A 21,485-nucleotide genomic window follows, 5' to 3' on the forward strand; every position below is an offset into this window, starting at 1 on the left:
GCCGAGTTGAGTGCAATGCCGTGGCATCCGCTGCGCAGAAAGTTGCGCTCCAGCGAACAGGCAATCGTTCACCGCCCGCCCGAGTTGGACCGTCGGTACGACGCCGTGCGTCAGACGTTTCGATGGATGAGCGTCCTTATGCGTGTAACAGCGAGACAGGCGAAATTGGAGTCGGCGGTGTAATCGCCGCTCGGTCTGTCGTGTGCTGCAAGTTGCCATTCTGCCAGTCGGCGCCAAGTTATGGTGCGCTTTCGTGCGCAATGTCGTGTTCACGACATGCCGGCGGTTGACCGTTGGCCAGTACGTGCGCCCCACGTTTTGTTCTGCGTCCAGTTGGCGCGTAGCGTGGCCGTGCGCGGGCCGCCAGGCAGTTGGCCCGGTCTTTGCTCAGTTGCTTGCCAAACGGTGTGCGGCCTCCCGCTTTTGTAGGGATTTGCTGTCACAGAACGTGGCTCTCTGTGGAACGAAAAGGCGATGCGATGAAGAACAGGAAATCGGTAACCGCCAAGGTGGGAAGCACCGCGGCTGGTGCCTTCGATTTGATGACGCGCACCGCACTGGCTGTCGAAACGTATGATAGCGCGGATGACATTAATCAAGGGAGCGTCGTTGCCCGGGACACAGTCAGGTCGGATCGACCAGCCAGCTTCACGCTTCAGAACGGCCTGCAGGTCGTGGTGATTGCGGATCATCGGACCCCCGTTGCGACTCAGATGATCTGGTATAAGGTCGGCTCCGCCGACGAGCCACCCGGCAAATCGGGGCTTGCGCATTTCCTCGAACACTTGATGTTCAAGGGCACATCCAAACATCTCTCCAAGACCGTGCTGCAGGGCAGCTTCACCGGGACCGACCATACCAGCTATTTCCAGCAGGTGCCGCGCGAGCAGCTCGGTAAGATGATGGAATTTGAAGCCGACCGCATGACCGGTCTCATCCTCAAAGAGGAGAACGTGCTGTCGGAGCGCGACGTGATGCTGGAGGAATGCGATTTCATCGCCAACAGGCCGAATCCGCAGCTCACCCAGCAGATGATGGCGGCGCTTTACCTCAACCATCCCTACGGCCGCCCTGTGATCGGCTGGCGTCAGGAAATCGAAAAGCTCGACCGCGAGGACGTGCTCGCCTTCTACAAGCGTTTTTATGCGCCGAACAACGCCATCCTGATGATCACCGGTGACGTCGACGCAAATGATATCCGCCCGATGGTGGAGAAGCGTTAGGGCCACATCCCCCCGCAACCATCAATTCCCGCGGAACGCCTGCGACCGCAGGAGCCGACGCCGGCCGCGCCGCGTACCGTGACGCTGACCGATCCCCGCGTCGAGCAGCCAGCCTTGCGCCGTTATTATCTCGTGCCGTCGGCTCACCCCGCGGCCGCCGGCGACAGTCCAGTGCTTGATGTTCTCGCGGGATTGATGGGTAGCGGCGCCAACTCACATCTTTATCGCGCGCTGGTGATCGACAAGCAGATGGCGATCAGGGCGGGGACGTTCTACAACAGTATCTCGCTCGACCCTTCGTGCTTCAAGATTTCTGCGATCCCGAAGCCCGGCGTTGGGTTCGGGGAGATTGAGTGCGCCATCGACGATGTGATAGCCGATATGGCGCACATGTGCGCGCGCGCCGAGGATCTCGAGCGGGTCAAGACGCAGCTGATTGCGCGAGCAACCTACGCCCACAGCCAAGAAGTGCTTGCGACCTGCTACGGTGCTAGGCTCACGACCGGACTCAGCATCGACGAAATCCGAGGCTGGCAGGACGGCATCCGCGCCGTCACCGCCGACCAGGTGCGCGCGGCCGCTGGGAAATGGCTCGACAAGAAACGCTCCGTGACCGGCTATCTCATGAGAGAATCAACGCGGAACCACCAGGAAAAGCGATCATGACCTATTCCTTCACACGTCGTGCGGGCTTCGCCGGCGGAGCCTCGCTCTCGACTGCGATGCACGCCTCGCCACGTTCACTTTCCGCGGCCGGAACGCGTGGCGCGACCAAGATCCAGCGCCTGGTGTCATCTTGCGGTATAGTAGCCTGGTTCGTGCAGGACGCCACTGTCCCGTTGATTGCGATGGAATACGCATTCGGCGGCGGCGCGACCCAAGACTCCACCGATAAACCCGGCGTCGGCTACATGGTTTCTGGCCTACTCAGTGAAGGCTGCGGCGATCTGGATTTCCAGACCTTTCATGAGCGGCTCGACCGTCGCGCGATTGAGCTGAACTTTGAATCGACCCGCGATCATTTCCGCGGTGCCTTGTGCACGCTCGAACACACCAGGGACGAGGCCTTCGACCTGCTACGGATCTCGACGCGGCCGATGTCGAACGGATTCGTGCCAGCATGCTTGCGAGCCTTCGGCAAGACCCGACCGATCCCTCGTCCCTCGCCAAGCGCAAATTCCTCGAAGTCGCCTTTAACGATCATCCTTATGCTCGGGAGGCCAGAGGCACGATCGAGAGCGTGCCAAAGATCGAGGTCGCGGATCTCAAGGGCTACGTCCGACGCGTGATAGCAAAAGACACGCTCAAGATCGCGGTGGTTGGCGACGTCGATCCAGAGGCCCTGTGCAAATTGCTCGACAGGACTTTTGGCGGCCTGCCGGCCATGGCGGAGTTGACGCCGGTGCCCGACGTGGTCGCAGCAACACCGCCGAAGCGCGTCTTCATTCCGCTCGATGTGCCCCAGACCGTTGTGACCTTCGGCGGTCCCGGCGTCCGCCGCAGCGAGCCCGATTTCATGGCGGCCTATGTCGTCAACCACATCCTCGGCGGCCCCGGTCTGACGTCGCGGCTGTTCCGCGAAGTCCGCGAGAAGCGCGGGCTGGCCTATTCGGTCCATGAGCGCTTGGTCTGGATGGATCATTCCGCCATGTTTGTCGGCCATAGCGGCACCCGCGCCGATCGCGCTGACGAGATGGTCGAACAGATCGAGAATCAAGCCCGCCGAATCGCGGAGGAAGGACCGACCCAGCAGGAACTCGACGATGCAAAGTCTTACCTGAGCGGCTCACAGATGCTGGCCCTCAACACTTCCTCGAAGTTTGCGCGAACGCTGCTGCAGCATCAGCTTGATAAGCTGCCGATCGACTATGTTAAACAGCATAACGCCGTCGTCGATGCAGTGACGTCGGAGGACGCCAAGAGGGCCGCACAGCGGCTGTGGGGCCAGGGTCTGCTCACCATTGTCGTCGGCCGCTCTCCAATGGGCGCAGCCAGGTCGACCACTGTGCCATCGGCCGCGACTTCCTCACCGGGCGCCGAGCAGCTAAGCGTCCCGCCATCGCCAAAATGCCGGCCAAACCCAATTAGTTTAGGCAACGCCCGCAGAGCTTCGCGCCTCGCTCTCCGCTCCGCCCCTTGGGTGAGAACTGGAGAGTGGTGGCCGTGCGCATAGAAATCGAGCTCAAATACGCCCCGACCGCATGTTCGGGCTTCCATAAGGATCATCATGATGCTCTCGAAGCGAGCGACCGCCCTTTTTGTTGCCGCACTTGTTTGCACGACCTCGCTGTCAAGCAGCGGCCTCCGCGCCCAGACTACGGTTACCTCCGAGGGCCCCGCCAGCTTCACGCTCGACAACGGCCTGCAGGTTGTGGTGATCCCCGATCACCGCTCGCCTGTCGTGACGCAGATGATCTGGTACAAGGTCGGCTCCGCCGACGAGACGCCGGGCAAATCCGGGCTCGCGCATTTCCTCGAGCATCTGATGTTCAAGGGCACCGTCAAGCACCCGGCCGGCGAGTTCTTGCAGACCGTGCAGCGGGTCGGCGGCGACCAGAACGCCTTCACCTCGGTCGACTACACTGGCTACTACCAGCGCGTGCCGCGCGAGCAGCTTTTTGCCATGATGGAGTTCGAGGCCGATCGCATGACTGGCCTCATCCTCAAGGACGAGGACGTGATGCCCGAGCGTGACGTCGTGCTGGAAGAATACAACATGAGCGTCGCCAACGATCCGGACGGACGGCTGGCCGAGCAGATCATGGCCGCGCTTTATCTCAACCATCCCTACGGCCGCCCGGTGATCGGCTGGCACCAGGAGATCGAAAAGCTCGACCGCGAGGATGCGCTCGCGTTCTACAAGCGCTTCTACGCGCCGAACAACGCGATCCTGGTGATCGCCGGCGATGTCGAGGCCGCCGACGTGCGCCCGCTGGTCGAACGCAATTTCGGCCCGATCCCGGCCCAGCCCGCGATCCCCGCGCGGCGCATCCGCCCGCAGGAGCCTGAGCTGGCGGCACCGCGCACCGTCACGCTGTCCGACCCGCGCGTCGAACAGCCGAGCCTTCGCCGCCTTTACCTGGTGCCCTCGGCGACCACGGCTGCGGCCGGCGAGAGTGCCGCGCTCGACGTGCTGGCGCAGTTGATGGGCAGCGGCAACAACTCCTATCTCTACCGCGCGCTGGTGATCGACAGGGGTCTCGCGATCAGCGCCGGCGCTGGCTACCGGCGCACGGCGATCGACCCCTCGCAGTTCTCAATCTCGGTGACCCCAAAGCAAGGCGTCGAGTTCGCGCCGATCGAGGAGGCGATCGACAAGGTGATCGCCGACCTCGCGCAGAATACCGCACGGGCCGAGGACCTCGAGCGGGTCAAGACCCAGCTCATTGCTGAAGCGATCTACGCCCAGGACGATCAGGGGAGGCTGGCGTGGTGGTATGGCGAAGCCCTGACCACCGGTCTCAGCATCGACGATATCAGGAGCCGGCCGGACCGTATCCGTGCCGTCACCGGCGAACAGGTGCGCGCTGCCGTGGCCAAATGGCTCGACAAGAAGCGATCGGTGACCGGCCATCTGATCAAGGATACTGCGCCGAAACATAAGGAGAAGCGCTCGTGACCTATTCCCTCACCCGCCGCGCGGCGCTGATCGGCGGCGCCTGCGCCGCGATGCCGACGGTGTCATCCGCGCCCGCGCAGGCTGCGGCCAAAATCCAGCGGCTGGTGTCGCCCGGCGGCATCGAAGCGTGGTTCGTGCAGGACGCGACCGTGCCCCTGATCGCGATCAAATATGCCTTCAGCGGCGGCGCGAGCCAGGATCCGGCCGGCAAGCCCGGCGTCGGCAATCTGGTCGCCGACCTGCTTGACGAAGGCTCAGGCAATCTCGATTCTAAGACCTACCATGAGCGGCTCGACCGCCGGGCCATCAAGTTGGGCTTCTCCGCGACGCGCGATCACTTCCGCGGCTCGCTTCGCATGCTCAAGGACAACAAGGACGAAGCGTACGACCTGTTGCGGATGGCGCTGACCTCCGCGCGGTTCGAGCCGGCCGATGTCGAACGCATCCGCGCCCACGTGATCTCCACCCTGCGCCGAGAATCGACCAATCCGTCCTCGCTGGCCTACCGCAAGTTCCTCGAAGTCGCGTTTGGCGATCATCCCTATGGCAGGCCGGACACCGGCACGCTGGACAGCGTACCGAAAATCGAGATCGCCGACCTGAAGGATTATGGGCGCCGGATCCTCGCCAAGGATACGCTACGCATCGTCGTGGTCGGCGACGTCGATCCCGACACGCTCGGCAAGCTGCTCGACAAGACCTTCGGCACCCTGCCGGCCAAGGCTGAACTGACGCCGATCCCCGATGTTGTGGCGGCCAAGCCGCCGCAGCGCGCCTTCATCCCGCTCGACGTGCCGCAGACCGTCGTCACCTTCGGCGGACCCGGCATCAACAGGCACGACCCGGATTTCATGGCGGCCGATGTGGTGAACCACATTCTCGCCGGCGGCATGTCGTCGCGTCTCTTCAACGAAGTGCGCAAAAAGCGTGGGCTGGCCTATTCGATTTCTGAAGCGCTGCTCTGGATGGATCACTCCGCGCTGTTCATCGGCAACACCGGCACCCGCGCCGATCGCGCCGGCGAGACCGTCGATGCGGTCGAGACGGAAATCCGCCGCATCGCCGAGGAGGGCCCGACGCAAAAGGAGCTCGACGAGGCCAAGTCTTACCTCAAGGGCTCGCAGGTGCTGGCGCTGGACACCTCCTCCAATCTAGCGCAGACGTTGTTGCAGTATCAGCTCGACAAGCTGCCGATCGACTATATCGAGAAGCGCAACACCATCGTCGACGCGGTGACGCTTGACGACACCAGGCGGGTCGCAAAGAAGCTCTGGGGCGACGGCCTGCTCACCGTAATTGTCGGCCGCGACCCGCAGGCGGCCGCCCAGCCGACAGCGGCGACCCCGAAGTCGAACTGACGTTCCTAGGCGCACCTCCGTTGCGGTTTATCCCTATCCCTAACGCCTCCCCCGCGAGGGGCCAAAAGGGGGGACATGAACGGGGTGCGCACCTCACAGGGCGTTGCAGATGACTCCGAGGTCATTGGGATCAGTAAGGGGCGCATTGGCGGACGAACTCCCTGCCGCCTCCCTCCCCCTTTGACGACCCTTTGACGGGATCCCCGAAGGAGATTGTCCTAATCACCAAGCCCTGGCAGCCGGACCAACTGGTCGAAACCGTCAAGGAGGCGGTTTAGCTCTATCGGCTGCAGAAGGAGACCGAGACCGCCGACGTCGACGTCAAGGCGACCTCGGGGCACATCAAGAAGGTCGTCTCGGTCAAGCGCGGAGTGGCCAAGCAGCTCTACGATTTCGACCGCATCGTGCATTCGACGGAAAGCCCGATGCATGTCAATCGGTCCTTTAATTGCGGTTTGTTGTCAAGCTACCATTCTTCCTCTCTCCAGTGACACGCCGGTAGCGATTGCTCAGTCGGAGCTGGTCAGGTTGCGGAGACGGAGCGATCGCGGATGGCGAGACGATTGCCTAGCGGGCTTGGCAATCCACGTCGTTGGCGGCTTCGTCGGGTTGGGTTGATGTCGTAGCTGGGGTCATGGTCCTTTCCGAGGTCGCGAGCGCCTCATGATGATGTCCGGATCGGGCGCCTCAACGTTTGCAGCGGAGTGCGGGCGAACCGCCACCAGCCGGTTGACCGAGGTCACCACGACCACCGTCCCAGCGGGACATCGCCAGTCCGGCGGACCGGACCAGGAACTTGCGAGCAAATATCAGATTGGCTTCGGCTGGCCCCAGTCGAACGACGTGCCATCGACCCAGATGCAGTGGAGAATCACGGCGATCTTTCGGGCGATGGCGACCTTTGCCTTCTTCATGCCGATCCGCTTGGCGAGCTTCATGCCCCAGGCCTTTAGGGAAGACCACTTTTTGGTTCGATAAAGAAGGACAGTGGCGGCCTCGAACAAGTAAGTTCGGAGAAGCCGGTCGCCCCATCGAGATATCTTTCCGTTGGTGTCGGTTTCGCCGGATTGGCTGCGCCTCGGCGTAAGGCCTAGGTAGGCGCCGACCGTCGAAGCCGATCGGAAGCGCGAGGGGTCATCGATCGTGTGGCGGAACGTTAGGGCCGTCACGACACCGACCCCCGGGACCGTCATCAGGCGACGCGTCGTGTCGTCCAGCTTTGCCAACCGGCGGACCTCGTTGTCGAACTTACCTTGTTGTTGACAAACGTTCTCATGGATCGAGAGCAGCGGCGATATCACGCTGAGAAGCAAATGATCGACGCCCAAGAGTTCGCTGACCTGGTTGCGGAATTGTTGGCCGATCGCGCGAGGGAACAGCAATCCACATTCCTTGATCAAGCTGCGAACTTGGTTCTCAATGTCTCGGCGCATGGACACTAGCCGAGATCTGGCGACAAGGATCGCTCGGATCTTCTGGCTTTCCTCACTTTTGACTTTTACCTCTCGATACCATCCAACCCGCACCAGTTCGGCAAGCCCTCGCGCATCATTCTGATCGCTCTTGTTCATTCGGACCGACAAAGCTGCGTGCGCATGCCGAGCGTCGATGCAGACCACCGGAAGTTCAACCCTGCGGAGTTCATGCCATAGCCAACTTGCCATCGCACCGGTCTCGAAGCCGATACGCTCGGCATGAGGCGCATGTTTGTTAAGCAGGTCAGTCAAGGCACCAGGATTAGACCTGGCTTTCCCTTCGAATATTACTTGACCGGTCTCGTTGACAACGCACACAGCGGTTTCTCTCTGTGAGACGTCCAGCCCGACATACTGCTTCATGGGAGCTCCTTCGAATCATTTGATTGCGAGGGCTCAACGATAACGGAGGTTGTCTGCCACGAGCGCCGACCGCAATTACGTCATCGTGTTCAAATATTGCAAGCCGAATGACACCGGGTCGAGCTCATCGCCGAGCTTGTCCGCGCGCAGCAATGCGGGTGTGTCCATCGGCTGCGGGGCAGACCGTCCGGATTCGATCGCCGCGACGGCTTCGAGCACCGCCGCAACCGCGCAGGACGTCACCTCATTGCGGTAGATGCTGGACTTAGGCGCGCGCCGCATCGGGAAGCTGCGGAACGCCCAGACCGAACCGCCGTCGAACTCGCCATCCGCCTGCAAGACCGTGACGCCCCACTCGCTTGCACCGTCCAGAATCGCCCAGTCGAGCGCCGCCGGACCGCGATCGCCGGGCGGACCGGGATGGACGACCAGGCACCGCAGGCTGCGCCAGACGTCGTTGGGAAATCGCCTGCTTCAGGAACGGCGCGATCACAAGATCCGGCCGATGCAGCGCCAAGCTCTCGCGCTTGACCTCGGCATGGATGTCGAGCTCGACCGCGACATCGTGGCCTCGATCCCTGAGCTCGACATGCAGCCGCTGCGTCAGGCTGTTGAAGGAATGCGACAGGAGCAGGATGCGCATGATTTGCCTCAACAGATTCTCGGCAATTGCTCGCCCGACGGCCAGTCGACGATCCGCCCGCCGCCGAAGCTCGTGGCCATCTGCACGAAATGATGATCGTCGGCCACGGCCTCGCCGATGTCGGCGGCGTCGCGGCCAAGCGGATGCGCCCGCATCGCGGCCAGCACTGGAGCAGCATTTTCGGGCGCCACGATCGCGACCAGCTTGCCCTCATTGGCGACATGGAGCGGATCGAGCCCGAGCAGCTCGCACGCTGCGGCGACGCCCGGCTTGACCGGGATCGCCTCCTCGCGAAGATGGAAGCCGAGGTCGGACTGCTGGGCGATCTCGTTCAGCGTGGCGGCAAGCCCGCCGCGGGTGGGATCGCGCATCAGGCGGATGCCGCGGCCGCCGGCTTCGACCATCTTCGCGACGAGATCGTTCAGCGCCGCCGAATCCGAGACGATCTCGGTCTCGAAGGCGAGATTCTGCCGCTTCGACATGATCGCCACGCCGTGATCGCCGAGCGTGCCCGAGATCAGAACGCGATCGCCGACGCGGGCATTCTCCGCCGAGAGATCGAGCCCGTGGGGCACGACCCCAACGCCGGCGGTCGAGATGAACAGGCCGTCGGCCTTGCCGCGCTCGACCACCTTGGTGTCGCCGGTGACGATGTGAACGCCGGCCGTGCGCGCAGCCTCGCCCATCGATTCCGCGATCATCTTGAGGTCCGCGAAGCGGAAGCCTTCCTCGATGATAAAGCTTGCAGAGAGGTAGAGCGGGTGTGCACCGGCCATGGCGATATCGTTGACGGTGCCGTGCACTGCAAGCGAGCCGATATTGCCGCCGGGGAAGAACAGCGGCGAGACCACATAGCCGTCGGTCGTCATCACCATGCGCCCGGCACTAACGTCGAATGCCGACTGGTCGTTGCCGCGCGCCAGCCATTCATTGCCGAAGGCCTCGTGGAACAGACCCGAGATCAACTGCGCCATGGCCCGGCCGCCCGAGCCGTGGGACAGGTCGACGCAGCCGTTCCTGATGTCGAGCTTGCGCTGGTAGGCCTTCATGACACGCGCCTTTGCTGGTGGTCGCGGAAGCGGCCATAGGTCCAGTGTGCGGCGCAGGCGCCTTCGGAGGAGACCATGCAGGAGCCCATGGGCGTCTCCGGCGTGCAGACGGCGCCGAACAGCTTGCAGTCGACCGGCTTCTTCACGCCGCGCAGGATGGCGCCGCATTCGCAGGCGGGATTGTCGTCGACGGGCAGCTCGTGCATGTCGAAGCGCACCTCGGCGTCGTATATGGCGTAAGTGCGCTTCAGCTTCAGCCCGCTATAGGGAACCTGACCGAGCCCCCGCCATTCGAACTGATCGCGCAGCTCGAAGATGTCGGAGACCTCCCCCTTGGCGCGCAGATTGCCGTCGCGGTTCACCGCGCGGCTGTACTGGTTCTCGACCTCGTGCCTATCCTCGTTGACCTGCCGCACCAGCATCAGGATTGCCTGCATCATGTCGAGCGGCTCGAAGCCCGCGATCACCACGGGCTTGCCGAACTCCTCGGCAAAGAACTCGTAAGGGGCCGTGCCGATGATTGTCGAGACATGGGCCGGCCCGACGAAACCGTCGATCTCGACCCGGCCGATGTTGCGGATGTCGGGACTTTCCAGGATGTTCTGCATCGCCGGCGGCGTCAGCACGTGGTTGCAGAACACGGTGAAGTTTTCGAGCTGCTTCTTCTCCGCCAGCCGGATCGTGACTGCAGTCGGCGGCGTCGTGGTCTCGAAGCCGATGGCGAAGAACACGACCTCGCGTCCGGGATTGTCCTCGGCGATCCGGATCGCGTCGATGGTGGAATAGACCATGCGGATGTCGGCTCCGCGCGCCTTCGCCTTCAACAGCGATGCGCCCTGCGAGCCGGGAACGCGCATCAGGTCGCCATAGACGCACAGGATGACGTCCGGCCGCTCGGCGAGCCGGATCGCCATGTCGATGCGTCCGCCCGGCAGCACGCACACCGGACAGCCGGGGCCGTGGATCATCCGCACGGTCTTCGGCAGCATGTCCTCGAGGCCGTAACGCGAGATCGCGTGGGTATGGCCGCCGCAGAATTCCATGAAGCGATAGAGCTTTTGCGGATCGGCTTCCGCGCGGATCGCTTTCGCAAGCCCGAGCGCGATCTCCTTGTCGCGAAACTCGTCGGCATATTTCATGACGCGGCTCCCTGCCCCTCGGCGCTAAGCTCGCGCATCAGCTTGAGCGTCCGCATTGCCTCCTCCGGATCGATCTTCGTCAGGGCATAGCCGACATGGATGATCACATAGTCGCCGACGGCGAGATTCTCGATCAAGGCGACCGATATCTCCTTGCTGACGCCGTCGATCGAGACGATCGCCATTTCGTCGGGCAGGAGCCGCGTGACCTCAGCAGGTATCGCGAGACACATCAGGCGGTTCCTTCCAGGCCGTACTGTTCGAGTTGGAGCGTGGCGATCCAGGCCTGGCCGAGGCTGAGACCGCCGTCATTGGGCGGCACTTGCCGCGGCAGCAGCGGCAAGAGACCGGCGGCGATACAGCCGCGCTCGATCTCGCAACTGAGGATCGCGTTGAGAAAGCAGCCGCCGCTCAGGGCGACGGTCGTGACGCCGGTCTCGCGCGCCGCACGGGCGATCCAGTCGACGCAGGCAGCGGCGAGCGTGCCATGGAACAGCCCGGCCCCCTCGACCGGATCGATGCCCTCGGCCGCAAGGCGCGCAAGCAACGGAAACAGGGACAGCACCCCATCCTCGATCGTCCAGCCGTCTTTCATGGAGCGCGGCGCGCGAACCCGCGCCTCCAGTTTCATCGCGGCTTCGCCCTCATAGCTCTGCACCTGGCAGAGACCGAGCAGCCCCGCCGCCGCGTCGAACAGCCGGCCGGCGCTGGTCGTCACCGGTACGCCCGGCTGGTCGAGCAAGGCATGGAGACGCGCAGCCTGCGGCTGCGCCGCAAACCGTGTCGCGATCACGTTGCCGCGGGCCAGTCCATGCAATGCGCTTGCAGCCATGCGCCACGGCTCGCGCGCGGCGCGATCGCCGCCCGCCAACTTCATCGGCGCCAGATGGCCGAGCCGCCGGAACTGCGCGCGCTCGCACAGCAGGAGCTCGCCCCCCCAATTGCCGCCGTCGCTGCCCTGGCCGAAGCCGTCGAGCACCAGTGCCAACGCAGATCCCGCGAGGCCATGCTCCGCCATCACGGAGGCGGCATGGGCATGATGGTGCTGGACTGCGATCAGCCGCCGCCCGCTCGCTTCGGCGAAGCGGGTCGAGGCTATGTTCGGGTGCAGATCATGGGCGATAACCGCCGGCTCGACGTCCAGCGTCGACAGCAGGTGGCCGATGGTTTCCTCGAAGACACGGACGCCTTCGGCGGTGTCGAGGTCGCCGACGTGCTGGGAAACGAAGGCCTCGCTGCCGCGCGTGACCGTCACGGTCGACTTCAACGCGCCGCCGACCGCAAGGATCGGCGGCACCGGTCGCGCCAGCCGAACCGGCTCCGGCACGTAGCCGCGGGCACGGCGGCTGAACTGCGTCCGCCCGGCGACGACGGCCGCCACGGAATCGTCGGCGCGGGTGACGATGTCGCGATCATGGCTGACGATGAGGTCGGCGATGCCGGCAAGCCGCAGCTCGGCCTCGCGATTGTCGATCAGAAGCGGCTCGCCACCGGGATTGGCGCTGGTGGCGACGATCGCCCAGCTCTCGCCGGCGAGCGGATGCGCCGCATCCAGCGCCTCGAAGATCAAATGATGGAGCGGAGTGACCGGCAGCGCGATGCCGATCCGCGCCAGCTCCGGCGCGATCGCCGGCGAGAGCCGATGGCGCGATGTCATCAGCACGATCGGCCGCGGCGACGTCTCGAGCAAGGCGAGCTCGGCAGCATCGGCGTCGGCTATGCCGGCGACCGCGTCCACCGAGCCGACCATGACGGCAAACGGCTTCTGGTCGCGCTGCTTGCGCTGGCGCAGGCGCTGCACGGCCGCCTCGTCCCGGGCATCGCAGACAAGCTGATAACCGCCGAGCCCCTTGACTGCGACGATCTTGCCTGCGGCGATCGCGGCAGCGATGTCCTCGATACCGTGGCTGAGCCGCGGGCCGCATTGCGGGCAGGCGATCGCTTCAGCATGGAAGCGGCGGCTGTCGGGATCGGCATAGTCGCCCGCACAGGCCTTGCACATCGCAAAGCGCTTCATGGCCGTGGTCGCGCGGTCGTAAGGAAGCCGCTCGGCAATGGTATAGCGCGGACCGCAATGGGTGCAGTTGACGAAGGGGTAGCGATAGAACCGGCTGGCTGGATCGAACAGCTCGCTCAGGCATTTTGGACAGGTCGCGGCATCGGCGACGATGCGTGTCGACACCCTGCCCTGGTCGCTCGCGCGGATATAAAACCCTTCGCTCGCCACCGCCCCGACCGGCTGCACCGAGATCTCGTCGATCCGGGCGAGCGGCGGCTTTTCCAGCGGCAGTGCCCTGACGAAGTCCGACGCGCGCTCGCCCTCGACCTCGATGACGACGCCATGGGAATCGTTGGCGACGAAGCCGCCGAGGCGGTAGCGCGTGGCGAGGCCGTAGACATAGGGGCGAAAGCCGACGCCCTGTACCGCGCCGCGCACGTGCAAGCGCAGCCGCCGTCCGTCCCACGCCGTGGCCTCGCCGCCCATCGTCACTCCGCCGCCGTCATCGCGGCGGGCGTCGTCGCCGCCATCCGCTTGCGGATCCAGGCAAAGAACGCCGCAAAGCCTTCGCCGGTGCGCGCCGACACCGTCAGCACCTCGATCTTCGGATTGACCCGGTGCGCATAGTCGATGGTCTTCGCCAGATCGAAATCGAGCACGGGCGCGAGATCGATCTTGTTGATCAGCATCAGCGACGAGGCTGCGAACATGTCGGGGTATTTCAGCGGCTTGTCCTCGCCCTCGGTGGTCGAGAACACCACGATCTTGCAGGCCTCGCCGAGATCGAACGCCGCCGGGCAAACCAGGTTGCCGACATTCTCGATGAAGAGCAGGCCGCCGTTCAGCCAGGGCAGCCGGTCATAGGCCTCGCCGACCATGGCGGCGTCGAGGTGACAGCCCTTGCCGGTATTGACCTGGATCGCCGGCACGCCGGTCGCGCGAATGCGCTCGGCATCGTTGGAGGTCTGCTGGTCGCCCTCGATCACGCCGATCGCAAAGCTTGCCTTCAGCTCGGACAGGGCGCGGACCAGCAGCGAGGTCTTGCCAGCGCCGGGGCTCGAGACCAGGTTGAAGGCGAGCACGCCGTCGGCCGCGAAGCGGGCGCGGTTGTCGGCCGCAAGCCGGTCGTTCTTGCCGAGGATGTCGCGCTCGACCTGGATGATGCGGTCGCTGCTCATGCCGGCGATCTTCTGGCCCGCGGGATTGGCGCCGCAGTCGAGCAGCCCGGCCTCATGGGGGGCGTGGTCGTGGGCACCACCGTGGTGATGGTGGCGACCGTGGTCGTGGCCATGACCGCGGTCATGATGATGGTGCCCTCCGGGCTCATGGCCATCGCCGTGATCATGATGATGACCATGCGTATCTTCGATCGATGCCTTGCCGTCGCTGCAGCCGCAGACCGTACACATCAGTCGACCTCCAATTCCCTTACGCGCAATTCTTCGCCGCCCGTCACCTGCAATTGGTAGCCGCCGCAGGACGGGCACGGCTCGTAACGCTGCCCGATCTCAACGGTTTTGGAACAGGCCATGCACCAAGCCGTGCCGGGCGTCTCGACGATCTCGAGCCGCGCGCCTTGCGCGATGGTCCGCGCGGCCACGGCCTCGAAGCAGAATTTCAGCGCCTCCGGCACGACATGGCTCAGCGCACCGATCTCCAGACAGACGACGTTCACCTTGGTGAAAGCGCGCTTGCGCGCTTCCTCCTCGACGATACCGACGATGCCTTCGCACAGCGCCATCTCATGCATGGCCGGCCTCGCGAAATTGCAGGCTGAAGCCGACGCAGGGATCGAAGGAGCCGACCAGCGCGCGAACCGCGTCCTGTCCCTGCCGGCCGGTCGCGAGCGTCGCGCCCTTGAGGCTCCTGACCAGCGGTCCGCGGGCGTGAAAATTCCACTCGGTCGGTGCCAGGAACTCGAAGTTGACGACGCGATCCTCGTCGTCCAGTGCGACGGCGTGATGAAGGCGCCCGCGTGCGCATTCGACCGCGGCTGCCCCCTTGCCCGCGCCGAGCCGGTAGCTCGCGACGACGCCTTCATCAAGATCCGCATCGCCACGATCGAGCCAGGCGCAGAGCCGCGCGACCTCGGCAATCCGCGCCTTCAGACGCGCGGCGGAGCCCGCTTCCGCCGCCGAGACCGCTTCACGGCGTGCCCTGCGCGCCCAGACGCCGGTTTCCGGAATCCGGCCGCAGAGGTCCGGCGCATCGGAATAGGCCGCACCGTCCGCCAGCAGACGCGTGACGATGTCCAAATCGTCCGCCACCGTCAGGAAGGATGGATCGGCCTCCGGCTCTGACACCAGCTTGCCGTGGCATCCCTCGACGGACGCGGCGAGCGGGCTGCCCGGCGCGAGCGTCTCGTCTTCTTCGCCGGCGATCCCCATCGCGCCGAGCGCGGCCTTGATCTGCACCACGGCGTTGCGATGCAAGGCCGGCGGGACGGCCTCGTCCGCGCCCCAAAGCAGCGCGCTTGCCTGCATTACGGCGCGCACCGCCGGAGCGTTTGTGCCGTCGAGCGCGAGCCGTCCGACGAACAGGCCGCGCAGCAGTTCGGTCAGCCGCTCGACGACGACAGCGGTGACGCGGCGCCGCACCGTTGCGGGAGCCGCCTCCCGCCCTTGCGCGGCTTCCACCGCCGACTGGAACGCCACGTGATGGGCGATCGAGCACAGCGAGAACAGACGCGGCAGCACCTGAAGCAGCGAAGCCGCGGGCTTTCCCGCAAACAGCCGCGTCAGCGGCGGCCGGTTGCGCGGCTTGATCGCGACGTCGGCGATCGTGGCGCCGGACAACAGCACCGTAATATCGATCTCGTTGCGGAACGACAGACTCATCCATGCCGCTCCATCAAGACACCCCGCAGGAAGTTACGCCGATCGATCGGGCTTGTCTCGGGCTCGCGGCGGCGAACCGCCTCCTCGCTGTCCGCCGGCAGCATCAATTCGGCGAGCGCGGCTTCGGCCGTCGCTCGCGCGGCATCCATGTCGGCGAATTGGAACATCGGCGAGAACAGCGAGCAGCTCGCGTTCCGGCCGATCCGGGCGATCTCGCTGAGGGTGAATTCGATATCGCCCGCGGGAAAACGCATTCGCACGGTCGCGTCCGAGGTGGCTGGCGTCACCGCGCCCGCCGGCATCGCCACGTTCATGAACCACGGCGTGACCATGATGCCGACGATCGTGCCGTTGAAGGGACGGAAACCGACCGCCTCGATGCCGAGCGCATCGTTGTAGATGGGTAGATCGCGCATCGCGCGCTCGCCGATCTCCCGGTAGCTTGCGGCCAGAAGCTCGCCCCACGCCGCGGCGTCGGCGTCGCCGGCAGGACCTGACGAACTCGCTGGCGCGCTGCCTGTCATGTTTCGATCGCCATGAATTTGGACTTTGGCGCGTCGCAATTCGGGCAGTGCCACTCCTCCGGCAGCGCCGCGAACGGCGTGCCCGGCGCGATCTGCGCTACCTCATCGCCATCCGCCGGATCGTAGACGGTCCAGCAGATGCCGCATTCCAGCCGTGTGACGTCGGCGACGTCCTGGCGCACGCCAGTATTCTCGAAGGCGCTCATTTGAAGTAGGCCTCGATGATTTCCTGCAGCCGCTCGGCGGAATCCTCGAAATCCTCGTCCGCTGCCAGCGCAACCGTCGGCACGCCGCCGACTTCGAGCGTATCGAGAATGATAGTGTCCATGGCGTTGAAGAACTGCACCGACCAGACATTGCGGATGCCGGTGGAGAGCACCCGGCAGGTGCCGTAGCCGCGCGACGCCAGCTGGATCGGTCCGTTCCGGATCGTGTCCTGCAGGAAGCTCATGTCGACCGGGCTCATCGGCAGCAGCGTGAAATTGATGATCTGCGAGCGAATGCCGGGCCGCCAGGCCTGTGCCCACTCGCGGATTTCGGCGAGCACCGGCAGCACGTTCATGGCGCCCTCCGGCACCTGCCCGATCTCGAAATCGGCGGATGTCAGGTCGGCAGCCGCACGCTTGACGATCTCGGGAACCGCGCCGATCTCGAGATATTCGGAAGTGGCGTCGGTCTCGAGCCGCACACGCCAAATTCCCGCCAGCACTGATTCCTGGATCTGCGCCAGCGATCCGTCCGGCAGCGCGACGACGCCGGCGACCTCGCCTTCGCCGAGCACGTCGGCCACCAGCTTGCTCTCGAGATCGTTGAGATTGGCCAGCCGAAACAGTCTTGTCGGCGCGTTCGCCTTTTGATCCGCGATGGCATCCGCGATCCTCGAGAGCAGCGCGACCGCGTTCGGGCAGCTCTTTGCAAGCTCCGCACTGTCGAGCGTTGCAAGCTTTGCGAGCGCGCCGGCCGCCGTCAGGCTGCCCTTCGCTGCATTGAGGCTCTCGTCGCCGATCGGAAACACGTTGACTGGTTGCCCGGCGCCTTCGGGCGCATCCCAGAAGCCGGCCTTCATAGCCCGACCTCTTGTGCGCGATGCTGGGGAACGATGGTGACGGCGACTGCGGCGCCTTGCCCGCGCGGCCGGTCGATCAGCTTGGTGATGCGGTCGGCATAGACCGACCAGTCCTGGATCTTGGCGATCAACCCCAGCGTCTTGCCGTTGGCGACGACGATCAGCGTCGGCTGCACCCGCACCTCGAAGCGCTCGCCGAGCACACGCTCAGCGTCGCGCGCGATGATCGCACCGCGCAGCCGATTGCCGAACGCTGCGATAAGCTCGGGCAGCACCACTGCGACATCGATTGCCTCCGGAAAGCGGTTGGGATCGCCCGCCGACAGCAGCACCGCGACCGCACCGGCCTCGTCCGCTCCGCCAAGAAAATGATCGACTGTCGCAGCATCGACCTCGGGCAGACCACTGCGCGCCAGATCATGCTTTCCTACCTGGAATTCCATCGAACCTCTCCTGACAAGCTTGTGTTTTTGCCGAACTAGAGGTTAGCAAGTCACGTGCCAGGATCGGTTATCACATGTCCGGATTTATCCCATTGATCCGGATCATGTATTTCTCGGCGCCGATTGTAAGCCAGGCTTCAATGGAAAGATACTTGCCATATCTGGTGAGAGCTGTCTTTGCAGGTAGAAATCGATCTTCCAGGCGCACAGCGGCCGCCGAGGCCGGCCGGTCACTGATGTCGTCAACGCATCAAACGGGAGAAGCAGCGGCGATCCTAGTCGGACCGCAGGTGCTCGGGTAGTTGCGGCTCGCGGTCGATGAGGTCGGCGAAGAAGCGGTCGCAATCCTCGCCGTCGAGCACCGCGCTGAGACCTTCGATCGCATTCGCGATCAGGCGTGCCTCGTCCTCGTCCAGCAGCCGGATCGCGGTGTCGATATAGACCAGCACCTTGGCGCCGACCGGAGGATTCGAGAGCAGCAGCACAGAGACGGGGCGCTGCTCGCCGCGATACGCGCACAGCGCCGAGATCCCGTCGGTCTCGACAATCGTCATGGGCAGGCCGAGGCACATGGGCAAGTCTCCGGCAGTATGGCCGATCAGGCCGGCCGCGTCTCGTAATGGAGATGATCGATGTCATTGGCGAGCAGCCGCTCGATATCTGCCAATGGCTCGGCGCGTTGGCTCACCGTGAGGCCCCATTCGGCCAGGATGGCGCAAGCGAGATTGATCGCCGGCGCGATCTGGTCGCGCACCGGCGGCGTCAGCGGCCCGCCCCAGTCATCGAGATCGAGCGGCTGGCAGCCGATCAGCACCAGATGTTTCGGGCAGCGGCCGAGCAGGTCGGCCGCGCTGATGACTTCCTGGAAGCCGGTCTGGTGCAGGCTCATCTTCTTGGCGCCAGTGAACCGCGGCACCTCGTCGTCACGCACAAGCTTCAACTGGCCGGGCTCGAGGCCATAGTCGATCGCGTCGAACACGATCAGGCGGTCCGCCTCTTCCAGATAGTTGACGAGATAGAGCCCCTGCGTGCCGCCATCGAGAATGGTGACATTGTCGCGTACGGCGTAGCGGCGGTGGAATTCCTCCACCGCCCGGACGCCGAACCCTTCATCGGCCCACAGGATATTGCCGATGCCGAGCACCAGGATGCGATCGTCTTGCGAGTATGTCGGCTTCACTTGGCGTTCCCGTTTCAGTCGCGGAATTGCCGTTCGCCCGAGATCATCGAGGAGATGATGCTCTGGCGCGACATGATGTCTTCGCGGATCGCGGTGTAGATGTGCACCATCACGAACACCACCAGCGCCCACATGCCGAGATGATGCCAGGTGTGCACGTCCTGGCTGTTCGGCCAGATCGCAAACACCCAGCCGAACAGCTTATGCTGCCAGCTATCGATGCCGGTGCCTTCCGAATAGAGCGCAAACCCGGTGATGATCATGAAGGCCACGAACAGCGTGAATCCCGTGAACATCGCAATCTGCGCCAGAGGATTATGGCCGACATACATCTTGGGCTCGCGCTCCAGGAACGCGTACCAGCGGATTTCATGCAGCACTTCTTTCCAGAACTGCCTGCGATGCACGGGCAGATAGAAAATCTGCCGGGAGTGGTAGTTGCCGACGAAGGCCCAGAGAATGCGGGCGAGGAAGAACACCGCCAGCACTTGCCCCGCCGCGAAATGGGTAAACCGGATGTAGCCCATCACGAAGTTGTCGGACGCCTCGCCCGCGACCGTCGGCAACGGCGTTCCGATCAGATAGCCGGTCACCATAAGCACGATAATCGAGAACGCGTTCACCCAGTGACAGATCCGTACCGGCGCTTCGTAGACATAGACGCTAGGACGACCCACCGCACGTTCTCCGGAAGCATCGGCTGCGATCGCCGCGCGGTCGGGCCTGGCGTCCGAGGCGGGAGCAACTGCATCCATCATGATCCTCTCCTACCTGACCTTGACCTTGGCGAGCTCCTGGCCGTCCGGGCTCATGACGTGCGTCGAACAGGCGAGGCACGGATCGAAGGAATGGATGGTGCGCAGGATCTCCAGCGGCTGCTCGGGATTGACCATCGGCGTGTTCATCAGCGACGCCTCGAAGGCGCCAATATTTCCCTTGGGGTCGCGCGGCGAGCCGTTCCAAGTCGTCGGCACCACGCACTGGTAGTTTTCGATCTTGGTGTCCTTGATCTTGACCCAGTGCGCGAGCGCGCCGCGCGGCGCCTCGGTGAAGCCGACTCCCTTGGCCTCCTTCGGCCAGCTCTCCGGCTTCCACTTGTCGACATTGGCGGTCGAGCTGTCGCCGGCCTTGATGTTGGCGACGAGCTTGTCCTGGAAGTAGCGCATCTGGCGTCCGGCCCAGACGGATTCGAGCGCACGCGCCGCCGTGCGGCCGAGCGTCGAGAACAGCGCCGACATCGGCAGGTTCAGATCCCGAAGGAACTTGTCGACGGGATCCTTGAACTCCGCCTTGTTCAGCGCGTAGCCGACGACCCAGCGCGCCAGCGGGCCGACCTCCATGGCGTGACCGCGCCAGCGCGGCGCCTTGATCCAGGAGTACTTGCCGCCTTCGTCGAGCTGCTCGATCGCCGTCTTGGTGCCCTTCGCGTTGGGTCCCAGCACGTAATTCGGCTCGGTGACGCCGTCCCAGGGATGAAGTCCCTTGGTCTCGTCGGGATATTTGTACCAGGAGTGCACCACGAACTCCTGGATCTCGTCGGGATTGGCGTGGTCGACCGGAAGCACCTCGGACAGGTTGCCGTTGATAATGGCGCCGCGCGGCAGCTTCAGGCTCTTGGCGGAATAGTCGTTGGCATGTTCTGGCACATCACCATACGAGAGCACGCTCTGGCTCGAAAGGCCGCCGCCATAGAGCCAATCCTTGTAGAATGAGCCGATCGCCGCCACATCGGGGAGATAGACCATTTCGTTGAACTCGATCAGACGGTCGATGATCGAGGAGATCAGGTTCAGCCGTTCCATGTTGATGGCGCCGACAGCGCCGGTGCCGTCGACATTGATCGGACAGGGCACGCCGCCGACGAGCCAGTTAGGATGCGGGTTCTTGCCGCCGAAGATGGTGTGAATCTTGACGATCTCCTTCTGGAAATCGAGCGCCTCCAGATAATGCGCCACCGCCATCAGATTGGCCTCGGGCGGTAGCCTGTAGGCTTTGCTGCCCCAATACCCGTTCTTGAACGGACCGAGCTGTCCCGACTCGACGAACTTCTTGAGACGGGTCTGCAGATCCTTGAAATAGCCGGGTGACGACAGCGGCCAGCTCGAGATCGACTGCGCCAGCGTCGAGGTCGCCCGCGGATCGGCCGAGAGCGCGGAGACCACGTCGACCCAATCCAGCGCGTGCAGGTGATAGAAGTGAACGACATGGTCGTGCACCTGCAGCGCGAGCTGCATCAGATTGCGGATCGAGTTGGCATTCTCCGGAATTGTGATCCCAAGTGCATTCTCGACCGCGCGGACCGAAGTCAGGGCATGCGTGCCGGTGCAGACGCCGCAAATCCGTTCGGTAAACGCCCAGGCGTCGCGCGGATCGCGGTTCTTGAGGATCACCTCGATGCCGCGCCACATCGTGCCGGTCGATACGGCGTTACGGATGATGTTGTCGGAATCGACGTTGACCTCGACCCGCATGTGACCTTCGATGCGGGTGACCGGATCGACGACGATGCGCTTGCCGGAATTGTCGAGCTTGAACCCGTTGGGTGTCTGGATGCCCATCGCTATCTC

At 64.1% G+C, this 21,485-nt stretch carries 20 protein-coding genes and 3 pseudogenes; 5 read left to right on the forward strand and 18 right to left on the reverse strand.

The features are described from left to right. Positions 1-542 precede the first annotated feature (542 nt). From ACVJ5M_RS44705 to ACVJ5M_RS44725, 5 genes and pseudogenes are all read left to right on the forward strand, one after another. Positions 543-1,889: pseudogene (locus tag ACVJ5M_RS44705) on the forward strand (M16 family metallopeptidase). After that, positions 1,886-3,249: pseudogene (locus ACVJ5M_RS44710) on the forward strand (M16 family metallopeptidase); the annotation flags it as partial. The pseudogenes ACVJ5M_RS44705 and ACVJ5M_RS44710, both read left to right, overlap by 4 nt. 201 nt (positions 3,250-3,450) lie before the next feature. Then, on the forward strand, positions 3,451-4,842 hold the full coding sequence (locus ACVJ5M_RS44715) for a M16 family metallopeptidase (RefSeq protein WP_354079491.1): 1,392 nt from the start codon (positions 3,451-3,453) through the stop codon (positions 4,840-4,842). Continuing rightward, the gene (locus ACVJ5M_RS44720) at positions 4,839-6,200 is read left to right on the forward strand and encodes a M16 family metallopeptidase (protein WP_456679752.1); all 1,362 of its coding nucleotides are present in this window, start codon (positions 4,839-4,841) and stop codon (positions 6,198-6,200) included. The genes ACVJ5M_RS44715 and ACVJ5M_RS44720 overlap by 4 nt, the downstream gene beginning before the upstream one ends. Positions 6,201-6,421: 221 nt before the next feature. Then, positions 6,422-6,628, forward strand: a pseudogene (locus tag ACVJ5M_RS44725) (sigma-54-dependent Fis family transcriptional regulator); the annotation flags it as partial. 381 nt (positions 6,629-7,009) lie between these two features. Here ACVJ5M_RS44725 and ACVJ5M_RS44730 read toward each other — a convergent pair. The 18 genes from ACVJ5M_RS44730 to ACVJ5M_RS44815 all read right to left on the reverse strand — a co-directional run bounded on the left by ACVJ5M_RS44730 (position 7,010) and on the right by ACVJ5M_RS44815 (position 21,476). Next, complete coding sequence (locus ACVJ5M_RS44730) at positions 7,010-8,038, reverse strand: IS110 family RNA-guided transposase (RefSeq protein WP_007596425.1); 1,029 nt, start codon at positions 8,036-8,038, stop codon at positions 7,010-7,012. Between the two features lie 75 nt (positions 8,039-8,113). After that, positions 8,114-8,320: a hypothetical protein gene (locus ACVJ5M_RS44735; protein WP_354079489.1), complete on the reverse strand. Its 207-nt coding sequence runs from the start codon at positions 8,318-8,320 to the stop codon at positions 8,114-8,116. Continuing rightward, entirely contained in the window at positions 8,304-8,681 is a 378-nt protein-coding gene (locus ACVJ5M_RS44740; protein WP_245343926.1) for a hypothetical protein, read from the reverse strand. Before ACVJ5M_RS44740 ends, ACVJ5M_RS44735 begins: the two co-directional genes overlap by 17 nt. An 8-nt stretch (positions 8,682-8,689) precedes the next feature. Continuing rightward, positions 8,690-9,730, reverse strand: coding sequence for a hydrogenase expression/formation protein HypE (gene hypE, locus ACVJ5M_RS44745; RefSeq protein WP_354079487.1), 1,041 nt, complete (start codon positions 9,728-9,730; stop codon positions 8,690-8,692). Then, a complete protein-coding gene (gene hypD, locus ACVJ5M_RS44750; protein ID WP_354079485.1) occupies positions 9,727-10,869 on the reverse strand; it encodes a hydrogenase formation protein HypD in 1,143 nt (380 codons plus the stop codon). Before hypD ends, hypE begins: the two co-directional genes overlap by 4 nt. Beyond that, positions 10,866-11,102, reverse strand: a complete 237-nt coding sequence (locus ACVJ5M_RS44755; RefSeq protein ID WP_283018165.1) for a HypC/HybG/HupF family hydrogenase formation chaperone — start codon at positions 11,100-11,102, stop codon at positions 10,866-10,868. The genes hypD and ACVJ5M_RS44755 overlap by 4 nt, the downstream gene beginning before the upstream one ends. Next, positions 11,102-13,354, reverse strand: a complete 2,253-nt coding sequence (gene hypF / locus ACVJ5M_RS44760) for a carbamoyltransferase HypF (protein WP_354079483.1) — start codon at positions 13,352-13,354, stop codon at positions 11,102-11,104. The genes ACVJ5M_RS44755 and hypF overlap by 1 nt, the downstream gene beginning before the upstream one ends. A 2-nt stretch (positions 13,355-13,356) precedes the next feature. Continuing rightward, entirely contained in the window at positions 13,357-14,277 is a 921-nt protein-coding gene (hypB, locus tag ACVJ5M_RS44765; protein WP_354079482.1) for a hydrogenase nickel incorporation protein HypB, read from the reverse strand. Next, positions 14,277-14,618, reverse strand: coding sequence for a hydrogenase maturation nickel metallochaperone HypA (gene hypA, locus ACVJ5M_RS44770; protein WP_354062281.1), 342 nt, complete (start codon positions 14,616-14,618; stop codon positions 14,277-14,279). Before hypA ends, hypB begins: the two co-directional genes overlap by 1 nt. Continuing rightward, positions 14,611-15,705 carry a nickel-dependent hydrogenase large subunit gene (locus ACVJ5M_RS44775; RefSeq protein ID WP_354079480.1) on the reverse strand — a complete coding sequence of 365 codons (1,095 nt, stop codon included), beginning with the start codon at positions 15,703-15,705 and terminating at the stop codon, positions 14,611-14,613. The genes hypA and ACVJ5M_RS44775 overlap by 8 nt, the downstream gene beginning before the upstream one ends. Further along, on the reverse strand, positions 15,702-16,229 hold the full coding sequence (hybE, locus tag ACVJ5M_RS44780; protein ID WP_354079616.1) for a [NiFe]-hydrogenase assembly chaperone HybE: 528 nt from the start codon (positions 16,227-16,229) through the stop codon (positions 15,702-15,704). The genes ACVJ5M_RS44775 and hybE overlap by 4 nt, the downstream gene beginning before the upstream one ends. Next, positions 16,226-16,435, reverse strand: coding sequence for a rubredoxin (locus tag ACVJ5M_RS44785; protein WP_354079478.1), 210 nt, complete (start codon positions 16,433-16,435; stop codon positions 16,226-16,228). The genes hybE and ACVJ5M_RS44785 overlap by 4 nt, the downstream gene beginning before the upstream one ends. After that, positions 16,432-17,295 (reverse strand): hydrogenase expression/formation protein, encoded by an 864-nt coding sequence (locus ACVJ5M_RS44790; protein WP_085398644.1) that lies wholly within the window; start codon positions 17,293-17,295, stop codon positions 16,432-16,434. Before ACVJ5M_RS44790 ends, ACVJ5M_RS44785 begins: the two co-directional genes overlap by 4 nt. Continuing rightward, on the reverse strand, positions 17,292-17,738 hold the full coding sequence (locus tag ACVJ5M_RS44795) for a thioredoxin domain-containing protein (protein ID WP_085398645.1): 447 nt from the start codon (positions 17,736-17,738) through the stop codon (positions 17,292-17,294). Before ACVJ5M_RS44795 ends, ACVJ5M_RS44790 begins: the two co-directional genes overlap by 4 nt. Before the next feature lie 275 nt (positions 17,739-18,013). Continuing rightward, positions 18,014-18,310, reverse strand: coding sequence for a HypC/HybG/HupF family hydrogenase formation chaperone (locus ACVJ5M_RS44800; protein WP_085398646.1), 297 nt, complete (start codon positions 18,308-18,310; stop codon positions 18,014-18,016). Between the two features lie 26 nt (positions 18,311-18,336). Further along, the gene (locus tag ACVJ5M_RS44805; RefSeq protein WP_354079475.1) at positions 18,337-18,918 is read right to left on the reverse strand and encodes a HyaD/HybD family hydrogenase maturation endopeptidase; all 582 of its coding nucleotides are present in this window, start codon (positions 18,916-18,918) and stop codon (positions 18,337-18,339) included. A gap of 14 nt (positions 18,919-18,932) precedes the next feature. Further along, positions 18,933-19,676 (reverse strand): Ni/Fe-hydrogenase, b-type cytochrome subunit, encoded by a 744-nt coding sequence (cybH, locus tag ACVJ5M_RS44810; RefSeq protein ID WP_354079473.1) that lies wholly within the window; start codon positions 19,674-19,676, stop codon positions 18,933-18,935. A 9-nt stretch (positions 19,677-19,685) separates the two neighbouring features. Further along, positions 19,686-21,476 carry a nickel-dependent hydrogenase large subunit gene (locus ACVJ5M_RS44815; protein WP_085398649.1) on the reverse strand — a complete coding sequence of 597 codons (1,791 nt, stop codon included), beginning with the start codon at positions 21,474-21,476 and terminating at the stop codon, positions 19,686-19,688. Positions 21,477-21,485 lie beyond the last annotated feature (9 nt).

Source organism: Bradyrhizobium sp. S3.7.6 (genome assembly GCF_054061875.1).

Excerpts from the sequence above, each read along its gene's own strand:
- hypF (WP_354079483.1), bottom strand. The coding sequence starts at position 13,354 with ATGGGCGGCGAGGCCACGGCGTGGGACGGACGGCGGCTGCGCTTGCAC.
- ACVJ5M_RS44755 (WP_283018165.1), bottom strand. The coding sequence starts at position 11,102 with ATGTGTCTCGCGATACCTGCTGAGGTCACGCGGCTCCTGCCCGACGAA.
- hypA (WP_354062281.1), bottom strand. The coding sequence starts at position 14,618 with ATGCATGAGATGGCGCTGTGCGAAGGCATCGTCGGTATCGTCGAGGAG.
- hypD (WP_354079485.1), bottom strand. The coding sequence starts at position 10,869 with ATGAAATATGCCGACGAGTTTCGCGACAAGGAGATCGCGCTCGGGCTT.
- ACVJ5M_RS44790 (WP_085398644.1), bottom strand. The coding sequence starts at position 17,295 with ATGAAGGCCGGCTTCTGGGATGCGCCCGAAGGCGCCGGGCAACCAGTC.
- ACVJ5M_RS44740 (WP_245343926.1), bottom strand. The coding sequence starts at position 8,681 with ATGCGCATCCTGCTCCTGTCGCATTCCTTCAACAGCCTGACGCAGCGG.
- hypE (WP_354079487.1), bottom strand. The coding sequence starts at position 9,730 with ATGAAGGCCTACCAGCGCAAGCTCGACATCAGGAACGGCTGCGTCGAC.
- ACVJ5M_RS44815 (WP_085398649.1), bottom strand. The coding sequence starts at position 21,476 with ATGGGCATCCAGACACCCAACGGGTTCAAGCTCGACAATTCCGGCAAG.
- hypB (WP_354079482.1), bottom strand. The coding sequence starts at position 14,277 with ATGTGTACGGTCTGCGGCTGCAGCGACGGCAAGGCATCGATCGAAGAT.
- ACVJ5M_RS44785 (WP_354079478.1), bottom strand. The coding sequence starts at position 16,435 with ATGAGCGCCTTCGAGAATACTGGCGTGCGCCAGGACGTCGCCGACGTC.
- hybE (WP_354079616.1), bottom strand. The coding sequence starts at position 16,229 with ATGACAGGCAGCGCGCCAGCGAGTTCGTCAGGTCCTGCCGGCGACGCC.
- ACVJ5M_RS44775 (WP_354079480.1), bottom strand. The coding sequence starts at position 15,705 with ATGAGTCTGTCGTTCCGCAACGAGATCGATATTACGGTGCTGTTGTCC.
- ACVJ5M_RS44795 (WP_085398645.1), bottom strand. The coding sequence starts at position 17,738 with ATGGAATTCCAGGTAGGAAAGCATGATCTGGCGCGCAGTGGTCTGCCC.
- cybH (WP_354079473.1), bottom strand. The coding sequence starts at position 19,676 with ATGATGGATGCAGTTGCTCCCGCCTCGGACGCCAGGCCCGACCGCGCG.
- ACVJ5M_RS44730 (WP_007596425.1), bottom strand. The coding sequence starts at position 8,038 with ATGAAGCAGTATGTCGGGCTGGACGTCTCACAGAGAGAAACCGCTGTG.
- ACVJ5M_RS44715 (WP_354079491.1), top strand. The coding sequence starts at position 3,451 with ATGATGCTCTCGAAGCGAGCGACCGCCCTTTTTGTTGCCGCACTTGTT.
- ACVJ5M_RS44735 (WP_354079489.1), bottom strand. The coding sequence starts at position 8,320 with ATGCGGCGCGCGCCTAAGTCCAGCATCTACCGCAATGAGGTGACGTCC.
- ACVJ5M_RS44800 (WP_085398646.1), bottom strand. The coding sequence starts at position 18,310 with ATGTGCCTCGGCCTGCCCATGACGATTGTCGAGACCGACGGGATCTCG.